The sequence below is a fragment of the Legionella cherrii genome, assembly GCF_900635815.1.
GTDB lineage: Bacteria > Pseudomonadota > Gammaproteobacteria > Legionellales > Legionellaceae > Legionella > Legionella cherrii.
Window position 1 is genome coordinate 1,341,857 of the sequence record NZ_LR134173.1, and the last position, 19,023, is coordinate 1,360,879.

The following is a 19,023-nucleotide window of genomic DNA, read 5'->3' on the forward strand; positions in this document are numbered from 1 at the left end:
AATCCTTTTTCAGAAAATCCAGTTTTAGATTATGTTAGATATTTCTTAAATTCTTTTGGCTAGTTAAATTAAAACCCTCTGTATATAATAACTTATCAAAATGCTAAATTGTGGGAATTCTGTCACAAAGGAGATATAAAATGGATGACATTGATTTAATAAAAAAATATATAGGTTATGAATATCTAAGGGATGATATTCAGAACAACATTGAGATGGATAAGCTAGATAAAAAACAATATCCTCATACTAATTCTATATTTGTAATCAGTGGTAAAACAGATTGTTCACTATGGGTCGATTAATAGTAATTGGTTCTGGTATTAAATCGATAGCTCATTTAACTGAAGAGTCATTAGTCTTATTAAGAAATTCTGAGAAACTTCTTTTTTTAGTAAACGATAAGATTATGTCGGATTTCTTAAAAAGAGAGCATCAAAATAGTGAATCATTAGATGAGATATATTTCAACTATACCAATAGACAAGATTCATATAAAAATTTAACTGACAAAATTATCTCTGATTATTGTTTATACAGCAGTGTCTGTGTAGTTTTGTACGGACATCCTGCTTTTTTTGCTGATTTTGCTTTAAATGCTGTTATAAAAATAAGGCAGCAGGGAGGTACAGCTTATGTATTGCCAGCCATTTCTTCACTAGATTGTTTATTTGCTGACTTACTTATTAATCCGGGGCAAGGAGGACTTTGCGTTTATGATGCAACTGATTTGTTAATTTATAAAAAAAATATAGATGTAAATTCAAATTTAGTTTTATATCAAGTAAGTAGCTTGGGTATGAACGATATCAACATTTCCAAGTATTTAAATGTTCTTAAAGAATATTTAATGGCATATTATCCACCTGATCATGAATTGGCTGTGTACACTGCATCACAAACACCTGGCAAAATATTTTCTAATGAAGTAAAAGAATTAAAAGATCTAGCCATAGAAAATATTTCTCATATATCAACTATATTTATACCTCCTCTAAAGAGAGGAGAATTAAATTCTAATATATTGGAATTATTTAATTATATTATTTGATCTTGAAATTCTTAAACAACCTCTAAAAAACTTAGCATCATTAGATATATCTAATTTCTTATATTTGGAAATTTGAAATCTTACGTCATGCTCAGTAATTTGTTTTGCAAGTAAAATATTATCTTTTGGATCCGATGGCTTATTATGAAAAAAAGAAAGTTTTATGTTTTGACAAGCCCAATATAAATCGCTGCCGAAAGAATTGGAGTCATCTGAAGAAAATTCGTCTAAATAAGAGATAAGAATTTTCCTTAGTACAGCTAATTCTTGGTAAGTGCTGTTATTCATTCTAATTTTGAAAGTATTTATTTTTTTGCTTGGCTGCTGAAGAGAATAATATATGTGCTCTAAGTTATTATTAAAACTAGAAGGTACCATTAAGATCGGAGAATAAGTTAGCTGGTATATTTTATGGTATATTTCTTGTATAGGTTCTACAGGAAGAAGTTTAGAATTTTGTGCCGGAATATATCCAATACCTTTTCCCATTATTATATTGAAAATATATTTGGCAGTATCGATGAGAAAGGGAGTAGGTCTATGTTTATTTACACTGTTCGAAGTCATAAATAAATCATTATAAAATGAATTATACAAGTCCCGACTAATTCTTTTTCTTAAATTCTCTGAAAAAAAGAATTTTACACCTAGCCATGCTGGGTTATTTCTTATCTCATCTATCCATTGTTTCGAAAAAAATAAAATCGTGCTACGCCAGTCTTTGTAATATCCTGTTTTATATAGTATTTCTCTAAACAAAGCATAGTGCTCATTAGGATCTTTAGGGGCTTCAGATTCAATACCTAAGGCTAACTGAATTTTTTTATGGTGAACCTTGCATCCTATATTTGGTAACATAAAAATAGATTTTACACCTGAATGGAGAGATATAGTATTATTTTCAATTGTTTGTTCTTCCTGGAAAATAATTTGTTGATTAAAAATTGTACCTTCACCTTGCACTGCAAAAGGAAATATTACATTACTTTCTTCGTAAGACCATTCACAATAATTCTCCATTATTAATCCAAGGGGAGAGCTATTTTTTCCGTAATCCAAATCTTTTGCTATTTCATTTGGAATAATATTAGATCCTAGATAAGATTCATTACCAGTATGATCGGGGATAAAGAAATAACTTTTAGAGCCTATTACCTTACCATAATCATATGTAGCAAGATAAAGTGGCATAGAAGATACAGGAGATATACTTTCAATTAAATTAAAGAAATTTTTATTAATAATTTTGATTTTATCCTTGACTTCATCCCAATTAGTTTTAATTATAGTGCTCAATTTTTTATCCCTAATTTAATGTAAAAAAATCCCAGTTAAAAATTTACATAACAAAAATGATAGTTAAAATTATCATACAGAATTTAATCGGTAAAGGATTACAAAGTAATGTTTTCATTGAGAAAAAAAGGAATCAGCCTCAACTTACTTCATTTAATTAGCGGGATTGTTACATTTAGCTATGCAGTTTTGTTTTCATCGCTAGTATTATATTTAACTAGAGGATTGGGTTATACCAAAACTGAAGCCAATTCTTATATCGGGATGTTTTTGGCTTTTAATTTCGCATTACATCTTGTTGCTGGATATTTGGGAGGCCGAATTATTAGTAATAGGGTTCTATTAATCACATCCACATCTCTTCAGGTTATAGGTACATATATTTTAAGTTTGTCATCTTCAACTGGTTTAATGTATGGATTAAGTTTATTTTTGATAGGTTGCGGAATTAATTCTACTTCCTTAAAGTGCATTCTTACTCAGAAGATAGAAAATGATGCAAATGGAGAAATCTCATTTTTCATCAACTATTCAGCTATTAATGCTGGATTTTTATTGGGATTTTTTGTTGGTGGGTATTATGAGTTTTATTCTAATTATACTCGTCTCTTCGATATATGTAATATTTTTAATGTTCTCGCAGTTATCTCGATTATATTTAATTGGAGATCATATGAGTGTGGAATGGAACAAAGGATAATTAGCTTTTTTAAGGAAATAACATTGGCGTTAGGAATAATGAGCATATTGTGCTTCCTTATTATAATAGGCTTTAGTTATGCATATTTTTCAAATAGTTTAGTTGTTGTTTTAGGTGTTTTTACAGTACTATTCTTAATTCATCAAAGTAAGATAACAAAAATCATTACTGAAAAAAGGAATATATACGCGTTTATTTTATTATCTCTATCATCAATAATATTTTGGACTTTATTTTATATTGGACCAATGGGTATAACATATTTTTTAAAAGAAAATATAAAAGCCCAGATATTTAGAGTTGTTATTCCACCACAATGGTATATGAACCTAAACTCAATATTTGTGATTATATTCTCACCTATATTGGGTATTTTTTTCCAAAAACTAAAAAAATGCGGATTAGATTTAAGTCTATCCCACAAATTTATAATTGCCATAACATTTATTGGTATCTCCTTTTTTGTATTTTCATTGGGAATTATTAATTCAGATGATTCTGGTTTTGTATCTCCGTCTTGGGTTGCGCTTCATTTTATTTTGCAAGCATTTGGTGAGGTGTTTATAGCGCCAGTCGGTTATTCTATGGTAGGCGTATTAGCTCCTCAAAGGTTACAAGGTATAATGATGGGTTTTTGGATGATGGTATCTGGTATAGCGGCTTCTTTAGCTAATTTTCTCTCAAATTCGATTCACTATGAAATACCATTAGATCCATTGAGCAGCAATCCTAACTATTTAAGTTTTTTTGATAAATTAGGAGCATCCGCATTGTTTTTTGCAACTATTATGCTCTTTTTTTCAAAGAGAATTGATCACCTTATTGTAAAAAATTATGAAAACGACTGTTCCTGTCAGGGCACCTCATAAAAAATATTGAGATAGAATAGTAACATCTATCCTCGGTATCTGCTTTATTAAGAAGTATCCTCGATACTATTTTTACTCGCTAAAAAATATGTTGCTTTCTAGATTTCACCTCACCTTAACCCATCTCGGATGTTAGGGCTAAGGAAGATATTGGACCATTAGAATGGAATCATAAGATCAGTTAATTAAACTGTTTATAAAAACACCAGTAAGACTTTTATTTTCCATTAAAAATTTACATGTAAAAAAAAAATTTTTTCATTGTTTAATTACGACTAAATTGCTCATCGATAAGGAATTAATAATAAAAGGAGCAATCATGTTAGTTACAATGTTAAAAGCAAAAATTCATCGAGCAACAATAACTCAGGCAAATCTGAATTATATAGGAAGTATCACTATTGATGAAAATTTACTACAAGAAACTGGAATACAGGAAAATGAAAAAGTTCAAATTGTGGATATAAATAACGGTTCACGATTTGAAACTTATGTAATAAAAGGGCGCAAAGGAAGTGGGGAGATTTGTGTGAATGGAGCGGCGGCAAGGCTTGTTCATGAAGGTGATAAAATTATAATTATTTGTTACTGCAATCTTAATGAAAATCAGGTATCAAAACATATCCCCAAAGTTGTTTTTATGAATGAAGATAATACCATCCACAGTCGTTCAGACCAGGAACTTCCTAATACCTTATTTGTAAATTAGCTCAATATCAAAAATTCAAATAACAAGAAATTTAAACTAAATCGTTATCTCTCAAGATAATCAAATTACATCAATTGGAGAATTATTATGGACAATACTGTAAATCCCAAAATTAGCTTTATCTTTGGTGGTGTTTCTGTTGAACGCGATCTTTCTTTGAGAACTTTTCACAGCATTTATTCTGAGTTACAGCATCAAGTAAAAGATACAAACCTATATCAATATGTCTACTATGTAACTGAAGGAGGTTTTGTTATTAGAAAACCATGTGATTTTGAGAAAGATCCTGATTATTACATGACGAGCAAAAAAGCTCCAATCTCAATTATCGAAGCATTCCAACAGATTAAAAAAAATAATGAATATGTATTTTCTTTATTATATGGGCAGTTTGGTGAGGATGGACATATTCAAGGTTTAGGAAAAATATTCGATATAAAAAATTCGTTTGGATCAGTGCTTTCTTCTAGCCTAACTAAAAGTAAATTTCACTGCTCAAAATACATTGAATCCATGTATCCCGAGCTAGAGCCAATACCGATGCTCTCAATCAGAGATGCAAGCATCTCACATATCAAGTCAAAGTTATTGCTTTTTTATAATCAAGAAATAGTGATTAAACCTAATTCACTTGGCACAAGTATGTTTACTGAGCGTATGTTGCTCAATGAAAATTCAATCGATGCTGCGATAAACTTAATCATGGATATCTTAAAGATCGATAATATTGCTCTTTTACAGAAGTATATCCCAGGGGAGGAATATTCTTGTGGCTGCATTGAAAATCTGGGAACTATTGAGGTGTTACCTCTAATTTTGGTGAGAACCCGAAATAGATTTTTTGGTCGTAAAGAAAAACTATGTAAGTTTGGAGTGAGTGAGCGAATTATCCCCCAATCTTATAATAAATTTACAACTCAAATTGCTGATATCTCTAAACGAATTTTCTCTGATTTAATGTTTGAAAACATGTTTCGACTTGATTTTATTGTTTCAGAAGGGAAGATTTATTTCCTTGAAGTTAATTCATTGCCTGGATTAAGTCATGCTAGCTTTTTCCCGAAAATGCTCAAAGAAATCAATATCTCAATGTCTGATTTTATTCAGTTGACATTTAAAAACAGTCTAAACAGGAAGAATAAAACAAGTAATTATAATGAAGAAATGGACTTACGAGGTGCAGCATGAAGTGCATTGGTTTACTGGGTGGTGTTAGCTGGGCTTCTACAATGGAATACTATAAGCGACTTAATTTAACCATTAATAGAGCAAAAGGAAAAAATCACTCAGCCAAAATAGTAATGTATAGTTTTGATTTCGAAGAAATTCTTGAGCATCAAAAAAAACAAAATGAAGTGATGGAATTAAGATTACTTCAAGAAAAAGTGATTTTGTTGGATAAGGCGGGTTCAGATGTAATCGCAATTTGTTCTAATACTACGAATAAGTTGGCGAATCAATTGGATGCTAAGATCCACAAAAAATTAATTAACATCATTGATGCAACCGGTGATTATTTACATCGTTTGGGTGCACAAAAAGTGGGTTTAATTGGCACTCGTTATACAATGGAGCAAGATTTTTATAAAAATAATCTGCTTAAAAAAGGACTTCAAGTGGTAACTCCCGATGCTTATGATCGGGAGTTGCTTCATCAGATCATTTATCATGAACTATGTCACGGTATTGTCACGAGTAAATCAAAAGAGATCGTCCTAAATATTATTAATAAATTAGCCTCGAGTTACCATTTAGATGGGGTCATACTTGGTTGTACGGAGTTGCCTCTATTGGTATCAAAAGCGGATGTTAATATCCCACTGTTTGATACGATTGAAATACATGTAAATGCAATTATAACAAAAATTGAACGACTTAATTAGGGGTATAATAATGAGATTTTTTAACCCTAATTTAAAGCTGATTTGGTGTTTGCTATTTGGCATTGTTTGCGTGAACTCAGCAAAATTTATGTGCCTTCCTTTTTTAATCTTATTTCTTAATCATAATACCCACTTTTCATTATGGATAAGTGGTTTAGTCTGTGGAATTGCTCCCTTTTGTTCAATATTTGGTGGTTTTATTGGTGGACAATTATCGGATAAATATGGACGAATTCCACTATTATATATTTCGATTTTCACATCAGCCTGTATCTTTATATTATTAGGTTTAAGCTGGCAAATTAATTCTCGGTATCTTCAGTTAGCATTGATAGGCATGCTTAATGGAATGTTTGGGTTATTTTCTTCTTTCTTTCAACCGGTCGCACTCGCTTTAATCAGCGAATTAGTTGATAAAGAACATCGAGAGTTATTTTTTAACTTACGCTATGCCGCAATGAATATTGGTGCTGTTTTTGGACCTCTATTAGCAGTATATCTAGGAGTTACTTTATCTCCCATTGCTTTTTATATATCAGGCTTCATGTATTGTAGTTTTGGCTGTTTCTTGTATGTCGTTCTCTTAAAGGAACCCAAACAAATTTTTAGAAACAAACAAAGCAATGTATCTTTATCTGAAACTTTTCGTGCTATTTCTTTAGATCGTAGGTTATTAAATTTCATTCTCTTTAATATAATATTTGCCTTATGTTACTCACAAATCGATTCAACTTTAGCTCAATTCATATCCCAGCAAATCGATGAGGGAGTTCGTGTTTATTCTTTAACGATTGCATTAAATGCATTGTTTGTGCTGATTGGACAGCTTCCAATTTTTCTATTGTGTCGGGGAATACCGAAGCATCAAGCTATTTTTTATGGTTGCTTTTTATTTTTCCTTGGCTGTTTGGGTTTTTCTTGTTGTGGTAACAAAGCAAGCTACTTTTACTATTCTATTTTAATTATCACTGTGGGTGAGTTGTTCATATTTCCTTTTGCATTCTTGTTTGTTGATGATATGGCACCTTCGCATTTGAAAGGTTCTTATTTTGGAGCATTAGCTTTTAGAGAGTTGGGCCTGGCTTTAGGACCAGTTTTAGGTGGGGCTATCCTTGAATCTTTTGGAGGTCAGATCCTGTTTATCATAATTGGAATGCTGTCATTGATTTCATATTTTTTTGTTTATTTAGGTGAGTGCGGGAAACCCACTTATGAAGCAGTCTTTAGGAAGAGCGTTTAATAATATGGAGTAAATATGAGTAGAGCGATTTTATTTGTAAATGTTTCTGATAACCATAATTTGGTAAAAATAGAGGCTGCGAAAAATCTAGGGGTAAAGGTTTTTTTGATAGCTCCTCATTTGCCTGATTGGGCAAAAGCTATAGTTGATAAATTTATTCAGGCAGATACCACCAATTTTGCAGAGACTATTTCTGTTTTAAAAGAAGAGTATAAAGAGACACCTTTTGATGGTGTTATTACTATACTGGATAAGAGTGTTGAGTTGGTTGCAGCAATCGCTGAAGAATTTAAACTACCTGGTAGCTCACTTGCAGCAGCAACTACAGTGAAACATAAATACAAAATGCGAGAAGCGCTGAAGAGGAGCGAGGTTCCCCATCCAAAATTTCAATTGGTAAAAACATTCAAGGACTTGCAAAATGCAGCAAATACTATCGGATTCCCATTAATATTCAAACCCGTAGCTGCATCAACAAGTGTCGCGGTTTTTAAATTAAACAACCAAGCTGAACTCGAGGATGCATTTGCGCTGATGAGTACTTGTGATCGTGTCTCTTTTTGGTTGTATGCTGATGAGTATATTGCTGAGGAGTTTATGGCGGGGCAGGAAGTTAGTGTAGAAGGGATTATTAATCAATCTCAAGTTCATTTTGCGGGGATTACCAAAAAATTTGTAGAAAAGCCTGGTTTCACAGAATGGATGCATTGTTTCCCATATGAGCCGGAACCAGAGGTTTGTTCTTCAATTTATAAGGTGGTTGAAAAGGCCATTCATGCCGTTGGCATCAACAATTGTGCCTTTCATGTAGAAGTCATGTTGACCTCCGAAGGGCCTAAAATTGTTGAAGTGAACTCCCGAATGGCTGGTGGCTTTGTTTCAAGCCACCTTGTTCCACTAGCCTCCGGAATTAATTTAGCGCAAGCAAGTATACAAACCGCACTTGGTGAACCGATTGAGTTAAAAGCGACTAAAAATAAATTTGCATGCGAACGAAATTTATTCGCCACCGAGAAGGGTACCATTATGGATTGGAAGCATGTTGAAGAAATGAGTAATCAACCTGGGGTGAGGGATTTTAAAATTTTGCGACAGGTCGATGAGTTGGTTACGGTTCCGCCGCAAGGATATGACCATTTATTATGTGCCGTGATTACCGAGGGAGACACCTTTGAAATGGCAATCGATTTAGCCGATGCTGCTTTGAATCGGGTTCATTGTGTTTATCAGTAAATGCTTTTTAAGACCCTATTTTTTTACTTTTTGTAATTGTCCCTTCCAAACGCACAGAGGGAAATGAGGAGTGAGGAGAGGCGAGGCGAGCGTGGAAGTGGAGAGTACACGCAAGTACAGAAGCGATTTGAGCACTGCATCAATGAAGCAATTCCCCCCCTCAGTAGCGTTGGAAAAGAGGGGCAATTACAGAATGGGCGGGCCAAGGCACGACCTAGGTGTTCGTGTTTTCAAGAGGATAGGCGCTGAACTATTTATTTGCTATTTAAAAAATAAATTACGATGAAACCTCATGGGATAAAATGTTGATTAAGGTATCAGAATAAGGATTGAGCACCAGTTGCTCTTTTTGGTGTTTAGAAAGTTTTTTAATGTAGCGTTCTATGCGCATGGCGATGAGTTTGCCTCCTTTTATCTCCCAGCTTTGAGCAATGGCAAGCGGTTTAAAGCTTCGCGTATATTTACTGCCTTTACCTGAGAGGTGCTCTTGAAAACGTCTTTCGAGATTATCGGTATATCCTGTGTAATAACTTTGGTTGTTGCATTGCAAAATGTAAACCCAATAGCTTTTCTCAGACATGGTGCACGATATAATCCGATTTCAAGGTAGTTCAACTATAGTGAGATACGCATCATGAAGCAAACATTTAAAAATATCTTGGGAGAGGAAACTTCTACTAATTTAAGTGTGCTCTGAATCAAGAGGTTGCAAAAATAGTTGATTGATCTGAGCCAGTACTGTTGCAAAGGCCATGGATATCCTTAAAAATTATGGGACTAACAACTGAATACTTAAACCATAAGGTATAAAATCATATGCCTATAGACAAAATCGTTTGTGTAGGAAAAAATTATCTTGAGCATGCCAAGGAGCTTGGTGACCCAATACCAGAAAAACCGGTATTGTTTTTAAAACCACCCAGTGTTCTCAAACAAGCCTCTAGCTGGGGTGCGCATCTCCATCTTGATTTTCCCAATGAAGACAACGCAGTACAACCTGAATGTGAAATTGTTCTACGCATAGCCTGTGATGGCTATAAAATGACCCATGAAGAGGCCCGCAACGCAATTACGGACATTACCCTTGGTCTGGATATGACGTTAAGAGCACGTCAATCTGAACTGAAAAAACAAGGTCATCCCTGGACTACGGCCAAGGTATTTAAAGATGCGGCTGTTCTGGGTCCATGGATTGCCTCTCATCAGTTTCAGGATTATATGAATACTGAATTTCAACTGCTGATTGATGGCGTGCCTAAGCAACGTGCTCAAGGAGCAGACATGATGATGCGGCCTGAAGATTTATTAGTGTATATCAGCCAGTTTTTTCCCTTAAAATCAGGGGACATTATCTACACAGGAACACCAGCAGGAGTGACCTCAATATCAAAAGGCACTACTGCGGAATTACACTGGGATAATTACTCATACCGCGTAACCTGGGACTAGTGCTTGGTGTTTTGAGAATTAATTAACATTCTTTTCGGCGAAAAGATGGGTTTGCGGACTATTAGATGCTTAATTGTAATCTTTATCCCATGACGTAGCATCAGGTGTATCTGTATTTTCTGATTGAGGTTGTGTTGATGGGCTTTTGCTTTTATTGATTGTTGAAAATATTCCCAACCTTGTTTCAGAAATCCGAATAGGAGTATTGCCGCTCTCTTTGCCAGGAGCTACTTCCGGTTCGCGGCCAGAGTTTATAGGTGGCAATGATGTTAATTCTTGATATTGCGGCGATTTTAATAGCGCATACAACTTTTCAATGTTGGTGTTTAGCTCTTGGGGTAGTGAATTTTTTTGTATTGAGCCAGGAGGGGGTAATAGGGGGATTAACTCATTTAACATTAAATTTAATTGATGAGTGAATTCCGCAGACGACATATTGGTTACATTGGCCATGCTGGTAAAGCTAATGATGTTGCGCAATAGAGGATTATCAGCAACAAGATGGGCTAATGCCAGTTGGTTTTCGATTGCTATCAATAGTTCTCGTAAATGAATAAGAGTTTGGTTAAATACAATCTGATCGAGATAGGGAAGCACGGGTCTTGCTTCATCAAGATGTAATTCAGTAAATCTAAGGGTTTCTTTTACGTCGGTAACCAGATATTGGGTTTGCCCTGGTTTCAGTATTTCTTCTTCACCGGGATATGCCGACAAGCTGCTAATGTCCATTTCATTCGCGTTATTGATATAAAGCATGACGGGCAATTTTTCGTCGGTGGTAACGCCTGCAAAATTTTTAGCAGTTTCTACTGATGTAGAGGTGCTAGTCATTGCATCTTCAGTGAAGGTGCCATTGACTAAATAGCTGTTCATGATCTCGGGGACGGCTTTATTTTTCATTACCTCTGAAGAGGCTGTCATACCCCGCACGGTTTGAAAATGTAAAAGATGTAAATGTTCAGCAGGAATATGATTAATTACCTTATTAGTAATGGAATCAATTTGTTGGCGATAGGATTCAAGTGCATGAGAATCGGCTACAAAGCGGCTCAGCTTGTGTGGGTTCGTTGTGCAGCGTGATGAATTCATCAGCATATCATGTTCCGTTTGGGACAATTTTAAATCGATACTCAAATACGTTGCCTGATCATCCAGTTTTATAAAGCTTTTATTGTTAATAAAATAAGCTTTATAATCGAGCGACCCAGGGGGTGTATTGATTAGAACGATACCTGGTTTTGTAGATAATTTTTGATTTTTTAAAAAACTCGTTGAATCCATTGTTGCCTTGGCTTTATGGTCATCACGAATATCTTCTTCTATCTCTGAAATATCATTCGCTAAATAAAGGCCAATGGGTGCTTTTTTATTAGTTGCTTTTATCAAGATGGCTAATGTGGGAAGCGCCTCTTTAAATGCCTCTGCTCTTTGCCTATCGTCTTCTAATTGAATTGAACTGCTTTGATCTTTTCGTGGTAGGCTGCCAAATCTTAGTAATGCATTGAGTTCTTTATATCGATTAGTGGTATAAGTATGTATCGCTCTCTTTTCGGCATCTAATAAATCACCGGTATTTTCGACAGGATCTAATTCTTTCCTCTCTTTAATAAAACTATCTACGTCTATGGGTGTATCATTTTTCTTTTTTTCAGGTATCCCACTTTTATTAGCAGGATACATATACTGAAAATGTTTCGTGTTTGAGTAATATTTTTGCAGTATGGATTCATCAAACTCCATCACGCCAAAATCAATATATTTATATGCCTGGGTATAATTGATGACAATATCGCCTTCAATAATGGGTGGTTTACTGGGTGCTTGTGGTTTGGGTTGATTAAGACGTTCCGCTTGCTCGCATAATTTAATGTACTCTCTACGGTTTTTTGCATATTCATTAATCAGAAGGGTTTGCATCGTATCTCGAGGTATTTTTAGTATATATTCACCTCGTGCATTGATCTCAGTGTGAACATCCATCCCTAAAATAATCGCCTGAATAGCCTGTTCCATGGTTTTGGTCAGCAAAGTCTTCTGCCGTGGCCCTTGCAGTACATTCGACTCTTTTACTTTTTGTTCTTCTATAGCAGGATAACGTTCTTTATCCGTTTGCAGGAGTTGGGGTTTGAGCCAATCGATGACACTTTCTTTGGTTGCTTCTTTTAGGATAGCGATAAATGCATCCGTGGTGTTGAGGGGATTTTGCTTGCTCTTTTCTCTGCATTGTTCAATGTAGTGCAACAGATTTTGTGCATTTTCTTTATCTGATTCTTCTGCATCTTTTGAATTGACAATTAACTTGCAGCGAGTTAACAACAGTTCAATCGTTTCTTCAATAAATTTTATTTTTACTTCATTGTTATTGTTGCCATCACTGATGAGTCCCCTTAATTTTTTATAGTACTCATCCGTCGTTTGTAATCTATTCCATTTTGTCCCCTCGGTATCGAGTATTTTTAATACTAATTTCATGTATAAATAAACAGCATCTTTGTACTGTTCTGATTGGATATTTAATGCTTGAGTTTTTTTATTGATTGTTTCAGGCTTTGCATCATTAATTAATGCTTCAATTTCTAGTGCATGGCCGGGTGCTGCAGTGCCACTAACAACCGACATTGCTTTAGCAACACGTGGCCCATGTTTGCTCATTGGATAATTTTCATTTAAAAACTCTAGATTCATTGACTCAATTCTATTTATCAGTTCATTGATTTTTCTAATGGTATTGGATCTATCTGAGGCGCTCGAACTTTTACTGTTCATGTACATATCCTCTTCTTCTAATCTTATAAAAAATTATTTATTATTTAATTGATATGATTATAGACCAATTGATTAATAATTGATCCGGATGATTATTTATCGATCTTATTATAAATAAGAAACACTGAGTCACTTGTCACAAAATTGCTCTACAGAGTCCGCATTTTTGGGTGTGGAGAATTGATCCACGAATCAACGAATCTCACTTAAGCAGAGGGTGGAAAGGAGACTATTAAGGAGTTTTCGGGCCAAGGCCCGACCCAGGTTTACTTAATATTTTCTTAATATAAAGTAGTTATAATAAACATACGACATATCCTCTCCTTAGGGAAAGCTAGAGGACTGGTACTTCACTTAGTTTTAATCATTAAACGGGTTTGTCGCTGAGGCAAAGAATAAGGAAAAGCAAAAGGCTTTTTCTTGAGACTTTAATGCGGCGAAGCAAATCCTGTAAAGACCCATCCGAAGAATTTCTCACTTGCCTCTAATTACGTTTTATATTGATTTGAGCGATTGGAGCTATAACTATGGGCAATTTCTTACTATTCAAAGTGCAAGGTACTAAAGGTACCCCTCAAAAACAAACAGCAAATCTAAAAATGATACCTGATCGATGGGGTAGAAATTGGATTGATTGTCTTGTAGAGGAAGAGACGCCAATAACAAAAGAGCTTCTCAATGAAGCATTTGATTTGGTCGAGGACTTGCCGCTCAAAAAACCGGATATCATTATAACAAGTCCGGAAATGGCTGCAAAATTGGATCTGTTTCCCCCCAAATTCTCATCGATTATGTTTTTTCATTCAGTGTTTAACGCTCCTACTCCATCTGGAAAGGCGGAGCAGTCCAGGCAGGATTGCATCAAGTATCTAAGACAACTTCCTGATTTTATTACTCAGGTTCATTTTAATGTCTGCCATAAATGGAAAAATCCACAAGAAGTAATAAAGGCTATTCCAAAACAGGTCACTCATTTCACGATTAATGCAGACGTCATTGAAAATTGCACTCATCAGGAACTGAGTTCATTTTTTAGCAGTTTCCCAAATCATGTAAAAGAAATTTCTCTTTTAGGGAGTGACACAAAAAACCTCGTTATTGATGATAAGGTCTTACGTGATTTAATTATTAGATTACCTCTCTCTGTAAAAACGCTCAAGGTTCCTAGAGAGATCAGCATGTTCGATAATGGGGCAGAAAGAACAATAAACCTGGATGCATATAGAAAAAAAGAGTACTTCCCAAAGAGTTATGAAGAATTTACCTCAGAAAATTTATTTGATAGTGCGAAGGATCTTTTGAATGATTATACTAAAAATAACAATTGCCTCCCTGGTGTTGCCCGTTTTTTTACAGGTAACTGGTTTCGGCATCATGTGGATAAAGTAAATGAAATAGTGCAAAAAAGCACCGGCCTCGAGGATTTATTGAATGAGCTTGAAGAGATAAAGAGCCAAAAAGATTTCAATCACACAGGCTCTTTGGCACGCAGAATTCACTATATAAAACAGATGCAGTATCAGTCTCAAGAGGCCAATCATGAGGTGAAGCCGTTAAGTGGTGTAACCATGAATAGGTAAATTTAAAATATTCAAAAAGAAAACAAGCGATATAAGGTGAAAGGGCGTAGAAGGAAGCCATAAAACGATGCTTTTATAAAATGATACTCTTTTTAAAGTACTAAAAGGGTTTCGCTTTGCACTTGCTAACCGGGTTAGGATGGTTTTCGCCCCTGAGTTGTAAAACTTTAAGGGGCGAATAAATTAGAGAGAAAAACTCTTTTCTGAAGTTGTTTCTTCTTGGTCATTTTCAGGAACAGGATTTTGGTAAATCGTAAATCGGGTTAATAATGATGCGACTGAAACATCAGAAGGTATGGACAAGAGCTTACAAACAAAATCGGTAAGTGTCTTGATAAATCCAGCAACTTCATTTCTCATTTCGTGAATACTTTGGAATCGTTCCTTATCTTCATGTCGAAGGTAGGATAAATCCAGGTTTTGAATGGTGTCCAATACATGCTGAGGGTTTTTATGATGTTTTAATGCATCTTTCATTAAGCTTGAAATCTGCAGACTGGAGTAGCCACCATTTGCAATAAGGCGCTCAATAAAACAGGCCACTTCATGGTCATACGCTTCCTGATCAAGAGAGCCTTTTAACGATTGTAGCTTTAGAACTTTATCCAAAAAATTGGAACAAGTGCTGGTACCCGTTGGATCGATCCACATCCCCGTTGTCTTGCCTGTTGATAAATCCTTTACCTGGAGTAGATGGGTAAAACCAGAAGAATTGTTTTCGTTTTTATAATACAAAACAAATTGGTCATTTTTAAAAATTTCAAACATGATTATTCGCTACTGTGGATTAAAGAATGGGCGCATATTAGCATAAAATTATCTAAAACGCTTTTTCTATGAACAAATACCATTTTTAGTATGTACCCTTTGAAAGAGCCTCAAGATTTTATTTTTAACAAGAAAAGTCTGGAACAGTGGGTGGCCTGGCTCCTTGCAGCCAGGCTTTGCATGGATCGTTTGGAAGAAGCTCAGGTAGAGACTAATTCATTGTTAAGTCGGTCGATACCTCATCGTATGGCGTATTGATGTCTATGCCGTAGGTATCTTGCCCAAATTTTCTTAACGTTTCCCATGAATTTGGGAATTTATGCGCATCAAAATAGTGAAAGAAGCGATACAGTGTTGAACCATAGATCGTTGCTCCTTTTGCGTCGGTGCTGATATTGAAATGAAGTTGTAATGGTGCTTTAAATTGATCGACTCGTGCTAAAAAATCTGCTAATGATTCTGCCTCTTTAGCGTAGTCTACCAGGGCTTTTTTTAGCGCTTGCCAATTACCTTGGTTTTTTTGGCTTCGTGCCTCGAGTAATTGAGCTTTACTTTGTATGGGATCGAGTTTAGTTTCTACAGTCGCTGATTTGGATTGATTTGGTTTATTCAAAGCCAATTTATCCAGTTTATTTACGTCTGGTAATCCTGAATAAGGCAAAGGTTTATTCCCTGATAAAACACGTTCCAGGTTCCTGAGTTGATGAAATTTTTTGTGTAGACTGATTTGGTTTTCCTTGGTTTCATGGGAAATCACACTTAAAAAGTGATTTTCCTCTTCAAACGTTTTGATCCAATAAGCCCCATAACTTAAAGCATAGCGACGAAGCATTCGATCAACGATATTTCTAGCATACTCAGAAGCGGTAAGTTCTATGCGGGATGGGGCTGTATCCGTTCCATAATAGGGATTTTTCCGCTCAGTGAGTGTAAAAGTAGCTTTAGCATGAGGATTTGCCCCATGTGCAATTAAGGCTTGAATGACTTCAAGATGGTGATCCATAGCTTGAAACGGATCCTCCTCTGTACGAGTCATATTATCAACATAGAAATGCAATAACGACATGTTTTGTGCAGATACTTCTCTCCCTTGGTTATATAAAGCATCTTCGAAGGGATCTGCAGGAGAATGATAGTCGATGGTTTGATCAAACTCTAAACCCTTCTCTTTCAATTTGGGCAATAGTCCCAGAACATCCAATCGACTCAATCGATTCTCTTCTCTGTCCAGCAATTGAAAGAGTAAGTAATAGGGTTTCATTTGAGCCTGATGATGCAAAGTTCCTGCATCTGCCTGATCTACAAGGAGAGCAAACAGTTTTGGCAAGCCTACTTTCATGGCAAGCATCAAGGGGGTATAACCACGAGCATCGGTCACATCAAGAGAGGCACCATGATGAAGCAGTAAATTGACTGCCGCCAATGCAATGAATTCTTCGATATTGCTGCGAGTCATCCTCATAAGCAGGTGAATTAGTTGCGGTGCATCCTCTACATCGGGTGTCTGGGGACTGGAACCGTGTTCCAGTAAGTACTTTAATATCTCCAGCGTGTTCTTTTGACCATCAAGCATGGCGTTGATCGCGGTGCTAAGAACACTCATTCGACTGATATCGCCTGCTCTTTGCAGGCCTCCCGCAGCGCCTACCACCTGCTGAACCAAATCGATACGGCCCGCTTGAATGGCGACGTGTATGGGGAGCTCATTGAGCCACGCTTTTTTTAAATTTGCTTTTTTAAATGCTTCATCCAGCTTCTGATTTGTTTTTAACTTTGCCCAGGTGAATAGGGGACTTTCTTTGTCCCTTAGCACCCATTCAAATAATTCGCCTCTTTCATGGTAATGGTCTCGAGAAAAATAATGGTTTATAAAAAAGTCGATTGCCGATGGCCTATCAGGTTTGGGCTTCCAATAGGGATCAGCACCGAGTCCTACTAATAATTGAAATACGGGGATAGAGCCTGCGGCTATTGCCGCTTCAAGCGGAGTATGTACGTAATCAGAGTCCTCCTGGAACACATTGAGTGTATGGTGCTTTTTTAGAACTTTCTGTGCGAGTTCTTCAATTTTTTTTAATTGCGTTTCTATCTCTTTTTTATTTTTGATCTCTGCAATTGCTGCAAATAATTGTTTTATAGACTTACCCATGAGTCTTGTTATTCCTTAAGTTAATTAAAAAAGCCGATTAATCAGCAACTTATCCGCATGAATTCAATTTTTGATCTTAGTGTGCAATTTTACCACTAAAGGTTTTTAGGCTCAATGACAAGGGGATTTTCAGGTTAATGAGTCAGTTGCCCGATTACTCAGGCTAAAAATCTGAATTTAAGTCTATGCAACTGGGAGGGGTATTGAAATGTCATGCGTTCTAGCACGATGAGTTTCTAGTTGTTATTAATAATTTTTATGGCAAGGGTACTTGGAGGATATTCCGTTTTTTCACGCATATCTTGCAAACTCTTAAAGAAATTAAATGTCCAATTGCGATCTTGATAAGCTGCTGTACAGCATCCAGATGTTGTGCCTGCATCACGTTCAAGAAATCCTTTTTCAGTAGTAGAATCTGCAATATTAACTAGGGCATGAATGGGATTGGAAGCATCCTTTTTAACCAGACAAACTCCTTCATTTAAACCAATTGATGTAAAATCGCAATCAACAATTTGGTATTTTTCTGCACTGGTCAATGCACGAACAAGTAATTGGATGTCTGCAACTTGAGTACTTACCCTAATTTCAAAGACCTTTTTTTCCTTATTGTAGGTGATGCTGACATTATTTTGATTTAACGTATTATCGTATTGATGCATGAGACTTAAAATGGCTTTTGTTTCATGGCGGACATTAACTCGCTTTGAATTACTCGATAGGGCAATCAGATACATCACATTCTGTTTTTCTTTAGGTTCCAGCTCCGACTTAAAATCTGTCACTTCATCCTGCATCGCAACAACATGCTCTGTTGACGCCAAACAAGAAACGGGAAGTTTCGGGGCATTAGGATCGCGTGAAATCAGATAATGCTCTTTATCTATTTTTCGTTTTTTTACCATGGATGGATTGACTGCAACTTTCTTTCCCTTGAACAGATAAGCGGAATAACCTGATTCACGGGCCGTATTTGCCGGAGTGACTGAATGATGCGTTTTCATAAAGGCATCTATTTTTTGTTGCTCTTTTTTGTCGTCTATGACCACAATTTTCTTTTTCACTTCTTTGTAATAGTGCTGTTCGTGCTTATTTAATTTATATTTTCGTTTCAAGGTGCTGTTGCTCCTAATCACACAAAAAGATTAACAATTGAGCAATATTATATTGGAATAAGATTAAGAAATCATTAACGATTCATTTCGTGAAGGGGTTTGCAACTGGAGAAATTTTCCTGCGATTGAATCGGCAATAACATTTTTGGTGCGCACGAAGAACATTATGAGTGACCCTGAATCGTACTTATCCTACCATCTCCCTCTCCATCATG

16 protein-coding genes are annotated in these 19,023 nt (G+C 35.6%); 10 read left to right on the plus strand and 6 right to left on the minus strand.

Annotated elements, in window-relative coordinates:
* Positions 1-140: 140 nt before the first annotated feature.
* Positions 141-305 (plus strand): hypothetical protein, encoded by a 165-nt coding sequence (locus EL022_RS16060; RefSeq protein WP_155832651.1) that lies wholly within the window; start codon positions 141-143, stop codon positions 303-305.
* Complete coding sequence (locus EL022_RS05830; protein WP_028381292.1) at positions 293-1,051, plus strand: SAM-dependent methyltransferase; 759 nt, start codon at positions 293-295, stop codon at positions 1,049-1,051. Before EL022_RS16060 ends, EL022_RS05830 begins: the two co-directional genes overlap by 13 nt.
* On the opposite strand, the gene EL022_RS05835 is transcribed toward EL022_RS05830, so the two are convergent.
* Positions 1,031-2,347 carry a hypothetical protein gene (locus EL022_RS05835; protein WP_028381291.1) on the minus strand — a complete coding sequence of 439 codons (1,317 nt, stop codon included), beginning with the start codon at positions 2,345-2,347 and terminating at the stop codon, positions 1,031-1,033. The two genes, EL022_RS05830 and EL022_RS05835, sit on opposite strands and share 21 nt — an antisense overlap.
* Positions 2,348-2,455: 108 nt before the next feature.
* On the opposite strand from EL022_RS05835, the gene EL022_RS05840 reads away from it, so the two are divergent.
* The 6 genes from EL022_RS05840 to EL022_RS05865 all read left to right on the plus strand — a co-directional run bounded on the left by EL022_RS05840 (position 2,456) and on the right by EL022_RS05865 (position 8,981).
* Entirely contained in the window at positions 2,456-3,916 is a 1,461-nt protein-coding gene (locus EL022_RS05840; protein WP_028381290.1) for a peptide MFS transporter, read from the plus strand.
* Positions 3,917-4,235: 319 nt separating this feature from the next.
* Entirely contained in the window at positions 4,236-4,625 is a 390-nt protein-coding gene (gene panD, locus EL022_RS05845; protein ID WP_028381289.1) for an aspartate 1-decarboxylase, read from the plus strand.
* Between the two features lie 87 nt (positions 4,626-4,712).
* On the plus strand, positions 4,713-5,813 hold the full coding sequence (locus tag EL022_RS05850; RefSeq protein WP_028381288.1) for an ATP-grasp domain-containing protein: 1,101 nt from the start codon (positions 4,713-4,715) through the stop codon (positions 5,811-5,813).
* Positions 5,810-6,508: an aspartate/glutamate racemase family protein gene (locus EL022_RS05855; RefSeq protein ID WP_028381287.1), complete on the plus strand. Its 699-nt coding sequence runs from the start codon at positions 5,810-5,812 to the stop codon at positions 6,506-6,508. The genes EL022_RS05850 and EL022_RS05855 overlap by 4 nt, the downstream gene beginning before the upstream one ends.
* A gap of 10 nt (positions 6,509-6,518) precedes the next feature.
* On the plus strand, positions 6,519-7,748 hold the full coding sequence (locus EL022_RS05860) for an MFS transporter (protein ID WP_028381286.1): 1,230 nt from the start codon (positions 6,519-6,521) through the stop codon (positions 7,746-7,748).
* 15 nt (positions 7,749-7,763) lie between these two features.
* Positions 7,764-8,981 carry an ATP-grasp domain-containing protein gene (locus EL022_RS05865; RefSeq protein ID WP_028381285.1) on the plus strand — a complete coding sequence of 406 codons (1,218 nt, stop codon included), beginning with the start codon at positions 7,764-7,766 and terminating at the stop codon, positions 8,979-8,981.
* Positions 8,982-9,258: 277 nt separating this feature from the next.
* Here EL022_RS05865 and EL022_RS05870 read toward each other — a convergent pair whose 3' ends face one another.
* Positions 9,259-9,561 (minus strand): GIY-YIG nuclease family protein, encoded by a 303-nt coding sequence (locus EL022_RS05870; protein ID WP_028381284.1) that lies wholly within the window; start codon positions 9,559-9,561, stop codon positions 9,259-9,261.
* A 236-nt stretch (positions 9,562-9,797) separates the two neighbouring features.
* On the opposite strand from EL022_RS05870, the gene EL022_RS05875 reads away from it, so the two are divergent.
* Positions 9,798-10,430 carry a fumarylacetoacetate hydrolase family protein gene (locus tag EL022_RS05875; protein WP_051544462.1) on the plus strand — a complete coding sequence of 211 codons (633 nt, stop codon included), beginning with the start codon at positions 9,798-9,800 and terminating at the stop codon, positions 10,428-10,430.
* A gap of 69 nt (positions 10,431-10,499) precedes the next feature.
* Here the strand turns inward: EL022_RS05875 and EL022_RS05880 are convergent, their stop codons facing one another.
* Entirely contained in the window at positions 10,500-13,196 is a 2,697-nt protein-coding gene (locus EL022_RS05880; protein ID WP_028381283.1) for an ADP-ribosyltransferase, read from the minus strand.
* Positions 13,197-13,723: 527 nt separating this feature from the next.
* Between EL022_RS05880 and EL022_RS05885 the strand changes: the two genes are divergently transcribed.
* Positions 13,724-14,776 carry a DUF5617 domain-containing protein gene (locus tag EL022_RS05885; RefSeq protein ID WP_028381282.1) on the plus strand — a complete coding sequence of 351 codons (1,053 nt, stop codon included), beginning with the start codon at positions 13,724-13,726 and terminating at the stop codon, positions 14,774-14,776.
* Between the two features lie 183 nt (positions 14,777-14,959).
* On the opposite strand, the gene EL022_RS05890 is transcribed toward EL022_RS05885, so the two are convergent.
* The 3 genes from EL022_RS05890 to EL022_RS05900 all read right to left on the minus strand — a co-directional run bounded on the left by EL022_RS05890 (position 14,960) and on the right by EL022_RS05900 (position 18,808).
* Positions 14,960-15,544 (minus strand): hypothetical protein, encoded by a 585-nt coding sequence (locus EL022_RS05890; protein WP_028381281.1) that lies wholly within the window; start codon positions 15,542-15,544, stop codon positions 14,960-14,962.
* 211 nt (positions 15,545-15,755) lie between these two features.
* On the minus strand, positions 15,756-17,693 hold the full coding sequence (locus EL022_RS05895; protein ID WP_028381280.1) for an ankyrin repeat domain-containing protein: 1,938 nt from the start codon (positions 17,691-17,693) through the stop codon (positions 15,756-15,758).
* Between the two features lie 236 nt (positions 17,694-17,929).
* The gene (locus EL022_RS05900) at positions 17,930-18,808 is read right to left on the minus strand and encodes a hypothetical protein (RefSeq protein ID WP_028381279.1); all 879 of its coding nucleotides are present in this window, start codon (positions 18,806-18,808) and stop codon (positions 17,930-17,932) included.
* Between the last annotated feature and the right edge of the window lie 215 nt (positions 18,809-19,023).